Source organism: Pontibacter populi, from assembly GCF_019336435.1.
GTDB lineage: Bacteria > Bacteroidota > Bacteroidia > Cytophagales > Hymenobacteraceae > Pontibacter > Pontibacter humidus.
This window is the reverse complement of record NZ_JAHWXQ010000002.1, coordinates 139,036-155,019: the sequence shown is the minus strand read 5'-3', so window position 1 is coordinate 155,019 and position 15,984 is coordinate 139,036. Positions and strand designations below refer to the sequence as shown.

General features: G+C 42.6%; 18 protein-coding genes. 7 read left to right on the top strand and 11 right to left on the bottom strand.

From position 1 onward, the window contains the following. Positions 1-3 precede the first annotated feature (3 nt). A complete protein-coding gene (locus tag KYK27_RS07255) occupies positions 4-1,629 on the bottom strand; it encodes an ABC-F family ATP-binding cassette domain-containing protein (protein ID WP_199109381.1) in 1,626 nt (541 codons plus the stop codon). A gap of 331 nt (positions 1,630-1,960) precedes the next feature. On the opposite strand from KYK27_RS07255, the gene KYK27_RS07250 reads away from it, so the two are divergent. Together KYK27_RS07250 and KYK27_RS07245 are read left to right on the top strand one after the other, a co-directional pair. Continuing rightward, entirely contained in the window at positions 1,961-2,428 is a 468-nt protein-coding gene (locus tag KYK27_RS07250) for a DUF4199 domain-containing protein (RefSeq protein WP_199109380.1), read from the top strand. Positions 2,429-2,463: 35 nt separating this feature from the next. Then, entirely contained in the window at positions 2,464-2,922 is a 459-nt protein-coding gene (locus KYK27_RS07245; RefSeq protein WP_199109379.1) for a DUF4199 domain-containing protein, read from the top strand. Positions 2,923-3,004: 82 nt separating this feature from the next. Here KYK27_RS07245 and KYK27_RS07240 read toward each other — a convergent pair whose 3' ends face one another. Then, complete coding sequence (locus KYK27_RS07240; RefSeq protein WP_199109378.1) at positions 3,005-3,235, bottom strand: hypothetical protein; 231 nt, start codon at positions 3,233-3,235, stop codon at positions 3,005-3,007. A 307-nt stretch (positions 3,236-3,542) separates the two neighbouring features. Between KYK27_RS07240 and KYK27_RS07235 the strand changes: the two genes are divergently transcribed. Then, positions 3,543-3,935: a hypothetical protein gene (locus KYK27_RS07235; RefSeq protein ID WP_199109377.1), complete on the top strand. Its 393-nt coding sequence runs from the start codon at positions 3,543-3,545 to the stop codon at positions 3,933-3,935. Positions 3,936-3,965: 30 nt separating this feature from the next. Here KYK27_RS07235 and KYK27_RS07230 read toward each other — a convergent pair whose 3' ends face one another. Further along, complete coding sequence (locus KYK27_RS07230; protein WP_199109376.1) at positions 3,966-4,367, bottom strand: hypothetical protein; 402 nt, start codon at positions 4,365-4,367, stop codon at positions 3,966-3,968. A gap of 245 nt (positions 4,368-4,612) precedes the next feature. On the opposite strand from KYK27_RS07230, the gene KYK27_RS07225 reads away from it, so the two are divergent. Then, positions 4,613-5,419 (top strand): murein L,D-transpeptidase catalytic domain family protein, encoded by an 807-nt coding sequence (locus KYK27_RS07225; protein WP_199109375.1) that lies wholly within the window; start codon positions 4,613-4,615, stop codon positions 5,417-5,419. A gap of 90 nt (positions 5,420-5,509) precedes the next feature. On the opposite strand, the gene KYK27_RS07220 is transcribed toward KYK27_RS07225, so the two are convergent. Continuing rightward, positions 5,510-5,707, bottom strand: a complete 198-nt coding sequence (locus KYK27_RS07220; protein WP_162426227.1) for a hypothetical protein — start codon at positions 5,705-5,707, stop codon at positions 5,510-5,512. A gap of 954 nt (positions 5,708-6,661) precedes the next feature. On the opposite strand from KYK27_RS07220, the gene KYK27_RS07215 reads away from it, so the two are divergent. Next, positions 6,662-7,567: a diacylglycerol/lipid kinase family protein gene (locus KYK27_RS07215; RefSeq protein ID WP_199109374.1), complete on the top strand. Its 906-nt coding sequence runs from the start codon at positions 6,662-6,664 to the stop codon at positions 7,565-7,567. 3 nt (positions 7,568-7,570) lie between these two features. Here the strand turns inward: KYK27_RS07215 and KYK27_RS07210 are convergent, their stop codons facing one another. Together KYK27_RS07210 and KYK27_RS07205 are read right to left on the bottom strand one after the other, a co-directional pair. Continuing rightward, positions 7,571-8,794: a metallophosphoesterase gene (locus tag KYK27_RS07210; RefSeq protein ID WP_199109373.1), complete on the bottom strand. Its 1,224-nt coding sequence runs from the start codon at positions 8,792-8,794 to the stop codon at positions 7,571-7,573. 80 nt (positions 8,795-8,874) lie between these two features. Beyond that, a complete protein-coding gene (locus tag KYK27_RS07205; RefSeq protein WP_199109372.1) occupies positions 8,875-9,510 on the bottom strand; it encodes an LON peptidase substrate-binding domain-containing protein in 636 nt (211 codons plus the stop codon). A gap of 155 nt (positions 9,511-9,665) precedes the next feature. Between KYK27_RS07205 and mtgA the strand changes: the two genes are divergently transcribed. Continuing rightward, positions 9,666-10,403 carry a monofunctional biosynthetic peptidoglycan transglycosylase gene (gene mtgA, locus KYK27_RS07200; protein ID WP_199109371.1) on the top strand — a complete coding sequence of 246 codons (738 nt, stop codon included), beginning with the start codon at positions 9,666-9,668 and terminating at the stop codon, positions 10,401-10,403. Further along, positions 10,387-10,872 carry a YybH family protein gene (locus KYK27_RS07195; protein ID WP_199109370.1) on the top strand — a complete coding sequence of 162 codons (486 nt, stop codon included), beginning with the start codon at positions 10,387-10,389 and terminating at the stop codon, positions 10,870-10,872. Before mtgA ends, KYK27_RS07195 begins: the two co-directional genes overlap by 17 nt. 43 nt (positions 10,873-10,915) lie before the next feature. On the opposite strand, the gene KYK27_RS07190 is transcribed toward KYK27_RS07195, so the two are convergent. The 5 genes from KYK27_RS07190 to KYK27_RS07170 form a co-directional block, all read right to left on the bottom strand. Further along, positions 10,916-11,845, bottom strand: a complete 930-nt coding sequence (locus KYK27_RS07190) for a hypothetical protein (RefSeq protein WP_199109369.1) — start codon at positions 11,843-11,845, stop codon at positions 10,916-10,918. Between the two features lie 191 nt (positions 11,846-12,036). Then, entirely contained in the window at positions 12,037-12,639 is a 603-nt protein-coding gene (locus KYK27_RS07185; protein WP_199109368.1) for a DUF417 family protein, read from the bottom strand. Positions 12,640-12,712: 73 nt separating this feature from the next. Further along, the gene (locus tag KYK27_RS07180) at positions 12,713-13,543 is read right to left on the bottom strand and encodes a helix-turn-helix domain-containing protein (protein ID WP_199109367.1); all 831 of its coding nucleotides are present in this window, start codon (positions 13,541-13,543) and stop codon (positions 12,713-12,715) included. 274 nt (positions 13,544-13,817) lie between these two features. Then, positions 13,818-14,960 (bottom strand): App1 family protein, encoded by a 1,143-nt coding sequence (locus KYK27_RS07175; protein ID WP_199109366.1) that lies wholly within the window; start codon positions 14,958-14,960, stop codon positions 13,818-13,820. Positions 14,961-15,008: 48 nt separating this feature from the next. Beyond that, positions 15,009-15,830: a M48 family metalloprotease gene (locus tag KYK27_RS07170; RefSeq protein ID WP_199109365.1), complete on the bottom strand. Its 822-nt coding sequence runs from the start codon at positions 15,828-15,830 to the stop codon at positions 15,009-15,011. Positions 15,831-15,984: the final 154 nt, after the last annotated feature.

The following is a 15,984-nucleotide window of genomic DNA, read 5'->3' as shown; positions in this document are numbered from 1 at the left end:
AGGTTATACCGTTGCTGTTTGATACATTTTTTTGCGCAGTTCGCGGATGTTATCGTCCTGCAGGTATTCTTCGTAGGTCATGCGCTTATCGATCATGCCGTTTGGTGTTAGCTCGATAATACGATTGGCGATTGTATCTACGAACTGTAAGTCGTGAGACGCAAATAATACAGTGCCATCAAATTCTTTCAGCGAGTTGTTTAGCGCCGTGATAGACTCCAGGTCCAGGTGGTTGGTAGGATCGTCCATTACTAGGAAGTTTCCAGACTGCAGCATCATTTTAGAGAACATACAGCGCACTTTCTCACCACCCGATAATACGTTAGCTTTCTTCAAAGACTCTTCGCCAGAGAACAGCATACGGCCCAGGAAACCACGGATAAAGCTTTCGTCTTTCTCTACAGAGTATTGGCGCAGCCAGTCTACCAAGTTAAGGTCAGTATTGAAGAACTCAGCATTGTCTTTCGGAAAAAACGCTGCATTTATAGTTGTACCCCACTTAAAATCACCTGTATCCGGCTTTACTTCGCCTGCCAGTATCTTAAAAAATACAGTAGCAGCAACGTCGTTACGGCCAAGTATAGCGATCTTATCACCTTTATCAACCATAAAGCTTACATCCGTAAAGATCGGCTGACCTTCAATAGATTTGCTCAGATTCTCTACCTGCAGTAACTGGTTACCAGCTTCGCGTTCCGGTTTAAAGGCAATGTATGGGTACTTGCGCGATGATGGCTGAATATCATCTACAGTAAGTTTCTCCAGTAATTTAGCACGGGAAGTAGCCTGCTTTGATTTGGAAGCATTGGCGCTGAAACGACGAATGAATTCTTCCAGTTCCTTGCGCTTATCTTCTGTTTTCTTATTTGAATCGGAGCGCTGCTTAAGGGCAAGCTGGCTCGACTCGTACCAGAAACTATAGTTACCGGCATACATCTTTATTTTGCCAAAATCGATATCGGCTACGTGCGTACAAACCGCATCCAGGAAGTGGCGGTCGTGTGATACAACTATAACCGTGTTCTGAAAATTGCCCAGGAAGTTCTCCAGCCACATGATCGATTCGGCATCCAGGTTGTTGGTAGGCTCATCGAGTAACAGGATATCCGGGTTACCGAAAAGCGCTTGTGCTAATAAAACACGTACTTTTTCACTACCACTCAGGTCTTTCATTAACGAGTAGTGCAGGTTTTCGGTAATGCCTAGGCCGCTCAGTAATTCAGCAGCTTCATATTCTGCGTTCCAGCCTTCCATATCGGCAAATTCGCCTTCCAGTTCAGCTGCGCGCTCACCATCTGCATCTGTAAAGTCAGCTTTGGCATAAATAGCGTCTTTTTCCTGCATTATGTCAAACAGGCGCTTGTGGCCCATTATCACCGTTTGCAATACAGGGTACTCATCGTAAGCAAAGTGGTTCTGCTTTAATACGGCAAGTCTGGCTTTGGCTGGTATTTCTACCGAACCGGTATTGGCTTCTATCTCACCCGAAAGGATCTTCAGGAAAGTAGATTTACCTGCCCCGTTGGCCCCGATCAAACCATAGCAGTTGCCAGGTATAAATTTTATAGTTACATCTTCAAATAATGTGCGCTTGCCATATCTCAAGCTTACATTGTTAGTACTGATCATGTGTTTCTGTTAGAGAATTAAAATGGATTCCGGTTGCAAAACTACGAAATAAATGTCGTGATTGATGAATAAGTATGTTCCGGCTTTTTCTAAAAGCTCTTATTCAGCTTTTGGTAACTGTTTTTTAAACAAACAGTTCGGCATAGCAGGACAAAATTTTTGCATCAAATCACAACGCCACCCTTACTTCTATAGTATATTGTTTAAATAATATTCAGTTAGCGGTACTAAGGTATTGCTAGAATTGCCCTCCGGCGTTCTGTAGTAACCATTTTTAGAGCTAAACTGTTCATTATAAGAGAAGTATTGTATATTAATTAACCTACGTAACATGGCAATTGAAAAAGTGTCTTACCAGAAGATAGCAATTAAATATGGTATTCTGGTAGGGGTTGCGCACATCATTTACTTCCTGATCATGGGTATATTCGGGCTACAGGATGTTGTAGAACTTTCCTTCTTAAGTGGTATATTCCTTGTCATTGGTATCATCGTTGCCATCTCTAAGTATAAAAGAATGAACAACATGGTAGAGTATTTCAGCGGACTTGGAATAGGCGCTACGGTTGGCGTGGTTTCATCGGTTCTGCTGGCTATCTTCCTGGTGTTGTATATTTCGCTTTACCGTGCCACTTATCTCGAAAATCTGCAGGCCAGTTCGCTCTTCCCGGAAAGTATCTCGCTGGTCTGGCTATTTGTACTGACTATATTTTACGGCACCATACCTGGCTTTTTTATAGCTTTTATAGCTATGCAATGGTTTAAGCGGGCAGACCATTCTATGCCGGAACGTGTTTAATATAATCAACCTGTAACCCTGCTATCCCCTGCATTATGGAAAAGATTGCCCTGAAGTATGGCTTGCTCACGGCTATTGGCCTGATAGGCTATTTCTTTGTCATGAAGGCAATAGGGCTGTCGCATATTGTGGAGTTACGTTTCCTGAACTCCGTAATTCTCACTATCGGGATTGTGATGACATTGCGGGGATTAAAACGAGCAAAAAAAGAGCATTTTGGTTATTTAAGTGGTTTAGGCGCTGCTTTTTTAACTTCTGTAGTGGCTACTATCATCTTTTCGGCCTTTATGCTCATCTACATTAAAACGTTTGATGATTCTCTGCTTACTGTGCTATCACATAACAGCATGGTAGGAGAGCGGGTCTCCAGCACGCCGGGTCTGGTCATTTTTATGGTTCTGATGCTGGAAGGTGTTATTTCTGGCGCTATGATCGGTTTTATAGCCATGCAATTCTTTAAACGCCCGGACCACACGGTACCCAACAGCCCTTAAGCAACTATAGCTGAACTATAACATAAAGGCCTCAGGAGTAAAATTCCTGAGGCCTTTATGTTATAGTAGATTTCGACACAATTCATTTTACCATGTGATCAGGTCGCTGAATTATTTGTACTACTATTTCGTGCATGTCGCCTTCCTTGTCTTTTAACCGGAAAGTAAGTTGTGGGTTATCAATGTTATGTTCTGCTTTAATGTCAATTACCTGCGCCTTGTCAATTTTATTTTCTAATTGTGGGCTTAGCTCATGAAATGCTTTTGCAAAATCAACTTCCAGTGTGCTGGGGTTATAGTGTAGCGTTCTCATATGTTCGGATCAAGTCACCTGCCTGGTGCGGGGTATAATTACTGCTTGTTAAAATACTAAATTGTATAGTATAAGCCTATATACCATTTTGCGCAGGCTATGTTACCATTATCACGTTTTACAGATCATAATCTTAATACAATATTGGTGTAAGTTGGAAAAACAATATTTTAGGTTTGTAACAGTATAAATCTGCTTCGTGTAGCATTATTAAAAATATACTAAAACAGGATAACCTGATCTGAGATTTTCCGTTGAAGTAGCTAGTAACACATCCTGTAGTTTACAGGCATTAAATCAGATACTCATGAAGACATATATACTTACACTGGCGCTTGGCCTTATTACAACAGCTGGTTTTACACAGCGCATTACCAAAGGCGATGATGGCCTTGATAAGAAAGTTTTGGAGGTACAGGTTACAGGACCTGCCTTGTTAACCCTGGAAATGGAGCGTGAACTACAGCTTACAGCCCAGCAACAGCAGGAAGTAAAGCAGCTAAACGAATTACGCTACCAGCAATTACTGGAAACTGAAAAAACAGCGACAGCCGTTAGCAGCGATCAAATGATACAGAAAGTGCACCTGCAAAATGATAAGGCACTTACAAAAGTGCTTTCATCGGAGCAGCTTCGCCGTTTCCTGGAGCTGGAAGGCAGGCAGCATGCACAACACTTAAGTGAACTGGATAACCACTAGGTAAATCGAAAAACTAAATAAGCCCGGGTATTACTCGGGCTTCTTTAGTTTTTGGGGTTGATTATAGTTTACTTCCGAAACTTTGCCCAACGAGTTAATTCTTACTTCCAGGCGGCTTGCCTCTGATAATGTGCTGGTATTCTGGCATTGTTCGCCCGATTCGAGGTAATAATAGTAGATGCGCTGGCTGCGCTCCAGTAATTCTTCTTTATCAGGTTTACCCAATACGTTACGAACTATATATTCTTTTTTGCCGACCATATCTTTCCTGATCTTTTCAAATTCAGGAGCGAGCTTTGCGCGGTCGCCTTTGCAGGCATTTTTATCGGCTTTCCAGGTAGTGCTGTCAAAGTCTTTCATACTTTCCGGTGAGCCACAGGCTACAGCCAGAACAATGACAGACAGATAAAGGAGGGAGTTGATCTTCTTCATGGCACAAAAATAAAATATATAAACTCATAATGGCTGTTAAACGATTAAATTAACTGTATAAAAGCCTGACTATAATTTTAATCCTGAAGAATATACTTTTACTTTCATGCTGAGCGTTGAACTATAAACAGATCCGGTTTTAACTTTCAGAAGATATTTGCCAGGCTCTTTCTGCCCGTATGGAACAATTTTTACGGTTTTACCTGTTACAAAACGAATCCCGTACTTAAGAACCTTAAAAACCTATGTTGAAACCAGCTATCCTCCTACTAGCATTAAGCCTTGTATCTTTCAGTTCTCCGGAAGCAAACCCGATGGGTGAAACCGCTATTCCAGCAACAACAGAAACTGCCACCACAACCACCGGTGGTATGTCTTACGAAGAGAAACAAATGGCTTTTTCGCAGCACCTGGAGCAGGTATACCAGGAGGCAAACCTTAAAAACAAGGGCTTATCTTTTCCTGTATTTAAACAAGCTTTTATCGGTTTTCTTAATCTGAAGCAACGCGCATCTATCTCTCCGGCACAGGAAATTTTAACTATAGTTGATTTTACAAAGTCGAGTCGCGAGAAACGTATGTGGGTAATAGACCTGGAAGCTAAAAAGGTGTTGTTTAATACACTGGTAGCGCATGGCCGTAATACTGGCAATGACAAAGCTGTTAAATTCTCGAATAAGCCGAACTCTTACATGAGCAGCCTTGGCTTTTATATTACAGATCAAACTTATTACGGCAAGCATGGTCTTTCTTTAAAACTGGAAGGGATGGACGAGGGCTTTAATACCAATGCCAGGGAGCGTGCTATAGTTATACATGGTGCCGACTACGCCACTGCCGATTTTGTGAAGCAATATGGCCGCCTGGGCCGCAGTCTTGGTTGTCCTGCACTTCCAACGGAGATATCTAAAGAAGTAATTGAAACGATTAAGAATGAGACGGTACTTTATGTGCACAGCAATGATGCCTCTTACAAGTCGAGCTACTTGGATACCGCTCTGGCAGTAGAGAGTTTTGCTTCTGATCTGTCTGTTTATGCGAAAAATATTTAGTGTTATAGAAAGTTACGGCTATCTATAGTTTACAAAAAGAAAAGCCCCTGCCAGTAAAGCAGGGGCTTTTCTTTTTGTAGTAAGTTACACCTAGGTCTGGTCTTTAGTGGTTTTCACAAGGCTGATTCCTGAAAAGAAGAAGATCAAGCCGATAACGAACGGAACAGCAGCAGAAAATTTGCCCACTGCCACACCATCACCACCCATCAGGAAAGCGTATGCTCCCCAAATGATGCCTATGATACCTAATATAGTTAACAAGGCACCAAACGTCCTTTTCATATTCATAACATTCTTTTTTTAGTCTGTAAGCAGCTTCAGTAGCTGCTTTTGTAAATGGTAATACGATAACTCTATAATTAAGTATAGCAGTTTTTCCTGAAAATAGGATTATCCAACTATAACAGCTGTTTTTGAACAAATTTCAACCTTACGAATAAGCATTTCACAGAAAGTTATGCCTATAACCCTAGGTCTATGACCGTTTAGTAGATAGGATTTTGAACCGAATACCAGTCAGAAGAAATTAGATTTATAAATAGCGAACGTAGCTCGACAGTATCGAGGGATTCGAATAGATGTAACATATAGTAAAACGATTTTTCCGGTAGGGAACGGCACGGCGGCATGCGTGTGGATCCGGATTTTACGCTTGAATTACAGGGCCAACTTAGACTGGAGGCGATATAGTAAGAGGTCCTTTGGGCTTGTTAGCTGGCATATCTCCATAAAAAACAGTAAGAAATTGGCTGTAAGTACAACCTTACATAAAACATGCTGTATATATGTATTGCAGATTTCTGCATTTTAACTCTCGCTACATGGCTCAAACCATGGGAATAACTGCTACAAAAACAAACTTAAACTGAAAGCTAAAATTACAATGGCTACTAAAAACGACAACTCGAAGGGATCTTCTAAGTCTGGATCTTCTTCGTCAAGTTCATCTAAAACTGGTGCAAACAAGTCTACCACTTCAAAAAGCTCAGGCGGCGCATCAGGATCTTCTACTTCAGGCTCATCCTCTAAATCAGGATCATCCGGTTCTTCTGGATCTTCAGGATCTGGTTCTTCCGGTTCAGGATCTTCAGGATCAAAGTCTGGAAGATAAGTTTTGCCAATGAGGGCTGTAACATGCCCTACAGAAAAAGCTAACCTGTTTGCGGGTTAGTTTTTTTTGTGCTTCACTAAATTAACTATAAACCGTATTATTGGTATTGCAAAATAACAATTGCTAGCTCTATGCAGGAAAACGAAGTACCCGGAAAGCTCCTTTTTGTCATAAACCCTATTGCCGGCGATATAGACAAAACCGACCTGGAAGAAGAGATAACGGTGATTTGTGAGGAGCACGGGATTAACTACACTTTCTATAAAACAACGGGAGATAAGGACGACGAAGCAATTAAAAGCCTGATCGAAAAGAACAAACCCGACGCTGTATTTGCAGTTGGAGGCGATGGGACTGTAAGCCATGTAGGAGCCCTGTTGATCGGTACGAACACACCGCTGGGCATTATTCCACTCGGTTCAGGCAATGGCCTGTCCAAAGACCTGAACATACCGCAGGATACGGAAGAAGCGCTGGAGCTGATTCACCGTCATGTTATCCGAAACATCGATACCCTGGATATTAACGGACAGCCTTCCATTCATTTATCTGATCTGGGATTTAATGCGTTGGTTGTAAAACGTTTCAGCGATGGAGAAACGCGTGGCCCTGGGGCTTATGCCTGGATTGCGATGCAGGAATTCCTGAGTTATGAGCCCAAATTTTACACCATTGAAACAGACAATGAGCGTTTTGAAGGGGAGGCTTTTATGGTAACTATAGCTAATGCAAATGCTTTCGGAAGCAATGCCAACATTAACCCCACAGGTATTTTAAACGATGGGCGGTTTGAGATTTGCCTGATCGAGCGCTTCCCGAAAGCGGCTGCCCTGGGCATACTCTACAAATTATACACGAACAGCATTGACGAATCTGTTTATACCCGTAAACTGAGCTGTAGAAAAGCCGTGATCCATAACACCAATCATGAAGTAATGCATATTGATGGGGAGCCGGTAAACTTTGGCGAAGAGGTTAGAGTAACTATAAAACCAAAGAGCCTGAAAGTAATTCTTCCGGTTCCTGAATCTGCGTAGTGGTTATACCGGCTGTTGTTGCGGCACAACTATACTTTCCAGCTTTTTACGGAATACAACCAGGTCGGTAGTATTATCTGTAGCAGTAACAGGGGCTACGTGCACTTCGAGCCAGACTTCCCTGTTCTGGTAATAATTCAGTACTACAAAGCCGTGCTGCTCCAGGGTAAATGTTGCATTACCCCCTTTTTTTACGAACGATGTTTTGCTACCTGAGCCACTGACCAGGTAATGGTTACCACGCTTCTCAAAATGCTGTAGGTTATGGTCGTGGCCGGCTACGTAGATAATATTCTGGTATCGGTTAAATATCTGTAGCAGCCTTTTGCGCATGCGCTTGTACTTTTTATGCGACATGTCTTCTGAAGCGCCAAAATACTTACGGTAGAATGGGTACAGTGACCCAAGTATAGGTAACGGTATCAGGAAGCGTTTATGAGCAGCAGTAAGCGGAAACAGGTGCTGTTTTATAGTAAATTTGCCACCATGTAGGGCATTGCTGTATAACGGGTGATGAGCAGCAACTATAATCTGCTGATGCCTGTTCCTGCGGAGTAAATTGTTGAGCGCAATATAGAATTCTTCGATGTCAGAATAGGGGCAACTATAGTTGCTGCCTAACGGTTTTTCGCCGCGCTGCACCCACCATTGCGTATTAATCACTACCAGCAGTAAGCCATCCGCCAGTTGCAGGGCTACAGGCCCCGGACAGCCATTTTGCGGCAGGTATGTGTCCTTATTCTGTAAAGCTTCTGTTATGTAAGCTTGCTGGCGCAGCATGTATTGGTAGCCATCCGGACGTCCTTTGTTCCAGTCGTGGTTGCCGCTCAGGAAAATGGGCTGCGTTTTATAGTGCTGTAATTGCTGTAGTATAGTTTTCAGCCTGTTTTCAGCCATGGCTCGGTGGCGGTGGCCCTCAGGCGGCAGACCAACAGGGTATAGGTTATCTCCCAGGAATACGGCCGTACATGCTGCTGCATTAGCCTGCTGCCATCGTTCAAAGATCTTTAATACCGGGTCTGACCCATCAGTGGCCACAGCGCCTATATCTCCAAGCATAGCCAGCGAATAGCTTTTTTCAGCATCAGGTGGGAGTGAAGTTTTTCTCCAGCCAACGTCTGCCAGTTTATAGTATGGTTTGCGGCGATACTTCCATTCCTGCCAGTAACTGAATAGCAGAAATATTGCAAAAAGGGTTGGTATTATGATCAGGAAGTAAAGCAGCATTTATAAAGTTTAGGAGTTAGGTAAGTTAGAAAGTTTTGAAGTTAGAAAGTGAATAATTAATCATTACTGATTATCCATTCTTAAAACTCGGGTGGCGTGAGCGATTTAAAATGGCCGTTAAGCTTTACGCGTTCTTTCAGGCGTTCGGTTTCCAAAACTATCGGAAGTATGTTTTCCAGGTGTTGCAAGATAGCCTCCTGCCGGTCGCTTTCGCGTTGCATTTGCAGCAAGGCATATTCCTGTTCCAGATTCAAACCCAGTTGGTGTGCAATTTCGAAGCTTGTAAAATCCTCTTTAAGGTCTAACGAAAGGCTTTTGAGACCAAGCGCATCGTATAGTTGCTGCATACATGCTCTTATCTTAGTTTTGGTAATGATATCCTCATCGTTCTTGTAAACTACCTCTTCTACCTTGCCTCCGGCATACAACCTGCCCGGCGCCGTACGCTCAAATTTAATAACTTTAAATACCCGGATACCTTTACTGCGGATATCCATTTCTCCGTTTTCGTATTTCTTCTCTATCCCCAGTATTTCTACTTCAGTGCCATATTGCCCTACGCCATTTTGAATATAAGTCGGGATACCGAAGTTCTTTTCGTTCATGATACAGTCTAGGACAAGTTGTTTGTACCTCGGCTCGAAAATGTGCAGGTTCAGCTTTTCGCCGGGGTATACTACAATATTCAGCGGGAATAAGGGCAAGTATTCTGACATAATTAGCGGCTGATCTGTTTTATCGAAAGAACTTAAGCACGTTTAAATTAAAACATACGTACGGCAACTATAAATCAGTTAAATACAGTGCAAAAATTGGCTGAAAAAAATGCGCTGAAAACTATACCTTTGCGCCCTTAACCGGAAGTACTTGTATGAGTAAAAAGCGTATTGGCCTGCGCCAGCTAAAGTTGTTGTTTGTGAAGTTGGTACTTAGCCTTTTTTTGCTGAGTGTTGCCTGGGTTTTGTTGTATAAGTGGGTGGACCCGCCTGCTACGCTGCACATGGTTAAGCGCCGCGCCGAAGCCGGAAAGGCAGACAAGAACGAGCCAACTATAAAGCAAACCTCCGTTTCGCTGGATGAGATGTCTGACCAGTTACCGCTTGCTGTTGTTGCTTCCGAAGACCAGTTGTTTCTGCAACACAGCGGTTTTGATATGGATGCTATTATGGATGCCTTTAAGCGCAACCAGAAGGGCGGCAACATACGTGGGGGGAGTACAATTAGCCAGCAGGTAGCCAAAAACGTTTTTCTGTGGCACGGGCGCAGCTATCTTCGTAAAGCCGTGGAAGCTTACTTTACAGTTTTAATTGAGCTGATCTGGGGCAAAGAAAGGATTATGGAAGTGTACCTGAACATTGCCGAAATGGGCGATGGTGTGTTTGGAGTAGAAGCTGCCAGCCAACTATATTTTAAAAAATCCGCCAAAGACATTGGCCGCCAACAGGCAGCATTGCTGGCCGCGGTATTGCCTAACCCCATAAAATACAGTGCTAAAAACCCGAGCGGCTTTGTGTTGCGAAAACGTGGTCGAATTGCCCGTGCTATGGGCCGGTTAGGTGGTACTACATATATCAAAACTATACTTCCGGGATATGAAGAAACAAAATAGCCTTTTAGTACTAACTGTAGTTGGTTTACAACTTATAGTTGCAGGTTGCCAGCCTGCAAAACCAGTTGCTGAAACGCAGCAGCAAACTATAGTTCTAGAACAAGCCATTGCGCAGGTAAAACAGGTATTAGCCGAACAAGCCGGGAATTGGAGTGCCGGTGACCTGGAAGGCTATATGCAGGGCTACTGGAAATCGGATTCGTTACTATTTGTTGGCAAGAGCGGCTTGACCTATGGCTGGCAACAAACGCTGGACAACTATAAACGCGGCTACCCGGATGTTTCAGCAATGGGCAAGCTTACTTTTGACCTGAAGGAAGTACGCCCTCTTTCTGCAGATAATATACTGGTAGTAGGCAAGTGGCACCTGCAACGCGAAGCCGCCAAAGGTAATTTAGAAGGCCATTTTTCGGTTATCTTTCAGCGCTTTGCAAATGGCTGGAAAATTATAGCTGATCATTCGAGTTAGCGCTTAAATAATCTTAATTCATAAATCTTGCAGATAGCGGAATTTACTTCTTTCGTATTTCAACGAACTTTAAGTTGATATAAAAAGGTGCTTTCTTTTCGTTTTTCGGGTAATTGGCTGTGTATGTGATTTGTACATTCATTTTTGCTACCCCATCCTGATTTATCCATTCCTGAGGAACGGCTCGCATAATTTTGTCTGCATGCTCCAAGAACTCCTTATTTCCATACCCAGTAACTAATTTGTAATTTCCATCTTCACCAATTTCATAAATAGCCTGTGTGGGCTCTGTTATGTCAATTGGCTTCTGTAGTTTCGTATCATGTTGCGCAGAACGGTAATAGTTATAAAAACGATCTAATCCGCCTAAAAATATCATTGTCGAATCGGGCTGTTTGTGGTTATTCTCAAGAAGCTTGTTTGCAGTATGGTCATATACATGCATTAGTTTGCCTGATAATGAATAATATTCCCAAATACCTATTTTAGCATTCTCACTGTACTTTCCGGCTGAAGACATTTTGTATTTCTCCGGAGATATTTCAAATTGATACCTTTCTGATGCCTTCTTGGGTTTTATAATCCGTGTAGTCTTTTGTGTTCCGAAAGAAGTGAAAAGAGTTACGGAATCATCCATATAATAATAGCTCCAGGCGCCTTCCTTATTACCTTCTACATATTCACCAGCTGCTTTCAGAAAGTTGCTTGGATCTCTGTGATAAAAAGAAAACCATCTTCCTGTTTTTAAATTGTTTTCATAGTCTCCAAACTCAATTATATAGTCTTCAAATAAGTAATCACTATAATAAGAGAGATATTGCCCATGTTTGGTTTGTTTATCGGCTTTTAATACAAAGTACTTCTCACTAATATTTAAATTGTTGGTACTCTTTCTGGTTATTTCCTGTGCATTAGAAGTAACTGTAGCCAGGAGAATTAAAGACAGAATTAGAGAGGTTTCTAGGTAGCGCATTTCCTAAAGTAAAAGTTTATTGCAGGTAGTGAATGTAATGCATGAAATTTAAATTTAACTAAACCTATATACAAACCAAAAGCCGGTAAACTATAGTCTATAGTTTACCGGCTTTTGGTTTGTATTACTAGTAATAAAGTAACCCTTATAAGGGCAGTCTTTTGCCTTCTCTGTTACTTTAATTGCAACCGCTATACCAAAACTCTCGCTTCAACAGGACTCTTCTGTTTGGCTAAAATTCTTGCTGCACAATCAGACGCAACTATAAGTCCGGCTGCCATCATAATAATATCCTTCAAAACCAACCGCCCGGCACCTGATAAGTAAGGAAATCCGAATTGTGGTGTCGGGAAATCGCCGACAAGGTTTGGCACATACACTTCGGGCGTAGTGACTAGAAATGATAGCGTTACCAGTGACATGCCGAAGGTTAAGAGGCCACCGAGCACCCCAATTTTAGAAAACCAGATTCCAAGTAGTGTTAAGGTTCCTATCACTATGATTACCGTACCTAACGCATAAGAGAAAATGTAGGTGTTATTTGCTTTATGCCAGTCCACGTTTTTCTGTACAGTTTTGCCTTCTGGGTTTTTATAATCCTGGTACTCCGGCGCATCTTTGCTGTAAAAGAAAGACATGAAAGGGCTGTTAGCTACGAATGGAACAATGCCATCAGCTTCGTACTGAAATGCTTTCAGACCACCAATCCAGGCCATTACAATAAAGATGGAGATCCGGATGAAATGTATGAAGTTTGATTGATTTACAACCAGCAACTTTAAGAGCTTTTCCATTTGCAGTTTTTTTACTACAAACTTAGACTATAGCACAGGTGGTAGAAATGGACAGAAAAGGTTTATCCATAGATTATTTCGCCACTATAGATATTCCCACATCTTCCCGGTAATGTAGTGGAGATAGTCCAACGCTCTTTTTGAAATAACGGCTGAAATAAAATTCGTCTTCAAAGTTGAGTTCAGCTGCTATTTCTTTGACTGATTTATGCGTCAGGTGCAGCAGTTTTTTAGCTTCCAGAATTACTCGTTCCTGTATGAGCTGGGTTGGCGTTTTCCCGAATTGCTTTTTGATGTTCTTCCCGAAAGCATTCGGCGTCAAGTGTGTTTTAGAAGCGTAAAAGGCAGGACTTCTTTCCTGAATAAAATTTTGCTCCAGCAGTTCCTGAAAATGAACCAGCTCAGGTAAAGAAGAGCCATTCAAGGCGCCATTGTTCAGGTAAATGCTTTTCTCTTTGCTGCATAAAGCCAGGATCAGTTGCAGATACGCTTTCAGGATAGCGGAAGAGAAATTACTGCCAACCTGTTTTTCATCCTCGATTTTCAGGAGCAGAGCTGATATTTCGCTGTAAATGCTATCGCTGATCGTAATATGCGGGGCTAAATAGATATTATTAAACAGCAGCCCGTTGCAGGCCACCTCTTTTTTATGGTATTCAATGCAGTAAAAGTCCCCATGAAACCGGAGGCATTCCATTTCTATAGTTGCCGGGCTATTCCATTGAAAGCACTGATAGGGCGTAAGAAATAAAATGGTGTTGCCGGAAAATGTGTACTCTGTAAAGTCAACTATAAAACTACCTTTCCCTTTAAACAACAGGATCTGGTAAAATGGTGTCTGGTAAGGCTGCTGAAAATCGGCGCTTGATTTTAACTGAACTTCTATTTCCTGATCTGTATCCATAATGCTAAACGGCAGCGTACAGTTACCTAACAAAAGCACACTAACTATAGTTACGCTGTGGCAATTGCATGCTGTATTTGCGAGAGATCTGCAGAAGTAGCGAGTACAAACGCAACTATAGTTTAGTAATGTCGAACTTTTGCGTCCGAAACTCCCTGCAATATTTTTTAAAATACCTGCTTGTAAATTTAGGAAGAAGGCTAACTATAGCAAAAGCCGTGAAACTATAGTTTTATAATTTCACGGCTTCCCATTATAAGCTTAGACAATAAAATTATTTATCTCCAGCAGCGTCTACTTTCACTTCTTTCTCTACTTCTTTTACTTCTTCCACAAAGATAAAGCCTTTGCCTGCAGCGTGTTTAGCAGCTTCAGCGGTTTCTTTTACCAATAGCATTTCAACGTCTCCACCGCCTTTTTTAAGCTCATCAGCAATGCCTACAACCTTACGGGTGTGTTTCTCAATGTTCACGTCACGAATGTAAATAGCCATGATACGGCCCGGGTGGTTCTTCACCACTTCGCTGTAAATGGCTGCATCCTGCTGTCCGCTATCGCCAATAAGTATAAAGTCAAGTTCTGGGTAAGTGATGAGGATGTTCTCGATTTCCTTGTACTTATGGCTCATGTGGTCGGAGTGACCAAGTTTATCTTCGTCAAACCCGAAGTCGCGCAGCAGGAGTGGGCCTTGGGGTATTTCGTTCAGTTCCAGGAAATGGTACAGCAGATCGTAATTGTTCCAAGGGCTGCTGCTTACATAAAAGAACGGATTGTTGCGCTTGCCATTCCGGCCTAACTGCAACGATTTGTAGAACTGCGAGACCCCATGAAATGGAATGCGGGTATGGGCATTATTCAACAGTACATTTCGGCCGCTTTCGAGCAGGCTGGTCGCGCCTGTACGCATGATCGTATCGTCTATATCAGAAATTACACCGTATTCGGCATCAGGCGGAGGCACCAGCACATGCGCCGTAGCTTTTACTTCTTCTGTCAGTTCAACAGGTGCATCAATTAGCTTTAGTTCTATGGTGTGCCAGATGTCCTGTAATTCGAGTGGTGTTTTGGGTTCCAGGTTCAGTACAAAGTAACCTTCCGCATCCGTGGTAATCTCATGAAACTGGTTGTTCAGGCAAAGCTGCACGCGTGCATTGGGTACTTCATCGGTTTCGAACCGGCGGTACATGTTCAGCAGGTTTTCCCAGAGCGTATCATTCTCTTCGGAGTGCCGGATTCCTTTATCTTTCAGTACGCGGCCTTTTACATACAGCCTGGTTGGAGTGCCGTAGCTGCGGTAAGGTACTATCTGCAGCTCCTGCATCATGTTCAGCTTACGTTTCAGCTTAAACGTAAGCATATCAACTTTTTCTTCTGCTTTCAGAATGGCTTTGGCGCCAGTTTGTTTCAGATTCTTCATAGTCAGGAGTATAAAAAAGCCTGCAGATGTCTGCAGGCTTTCGGGTTATTATCTCAGCGCATTTTTTAATGCTGTAAAATCGTTATCAGGACCAGAAGTTACGCTGCAGCCTTCATCTTTTGCTTTCTGCTGAATGTTCTCTACGCGGTTTTCTGGGTTCGGGTGTGTGCTTAGGAATTCCGGAGGTGTGCCCTGCGCTGCTTCTTCGTTCATCTTTATAAAGAAGCCGGCTGCTCCGTCGCAGGCATAATACTTGGTGCCACCCAGGTATTCTACAGAATAATTATCTGCTTCTGTTTCGGCATCGCGGCTAAATTTTAAGCCTGCCAGCGTACCCGAAAGCTGACCTGCAATCTCTTTTAAAGCACTAGGGTTGTTACCAAGAGCGATTGAAAGTAACAGGTTTATGCCATACTGGCGCTGCAGTTGCTTAACGCTATGGCGATGATCAGCGTGGGCAATTTCATGGGCGATTACACCGGCAAAATGGTCTTCTTCGCTCAGGTATTTTATCAGGCCTGTAAATACATAGATATGTCCGCCCGGAGTGGCAAAAGCGTTTAGTTGCTCATCATCTTTAATGATTTTCACGTCCCATGTAAATTCCTGGCGGTACTGCACTTCACCGGAATTAAGCACACGGTTCACGATGCGGTCCATGTAGGTATATGCCTGCTGGTTAGCAGCATTGCGTTCAAGTAATTTTCCTTGCGCTTTGTAAGTAGAATCTACCTGGTGGGCCACCTGGTTACCCAGGTTCACATCGTCTTCAATCGAGAACAGCACAACACCATCGTCGCCGCAACTATAAAGGGTAAAGGTACTGGCAATAGCCAGGCCAAGGGTAAGTAAAGATTTTTTAAGCTTCATGTATAATATGTTTGTTGTATATAGTGCAAACGCACTACAAAGTCTGTGCCTTAAAAACGCAGACGTAGCCCCTTTACGCATACGCTGGTGTAAGAGGTTGCAAAAAAATATAGTAGGGCACCTAAACTATAGTGCAAAAAAAGCCCCTGAGGTT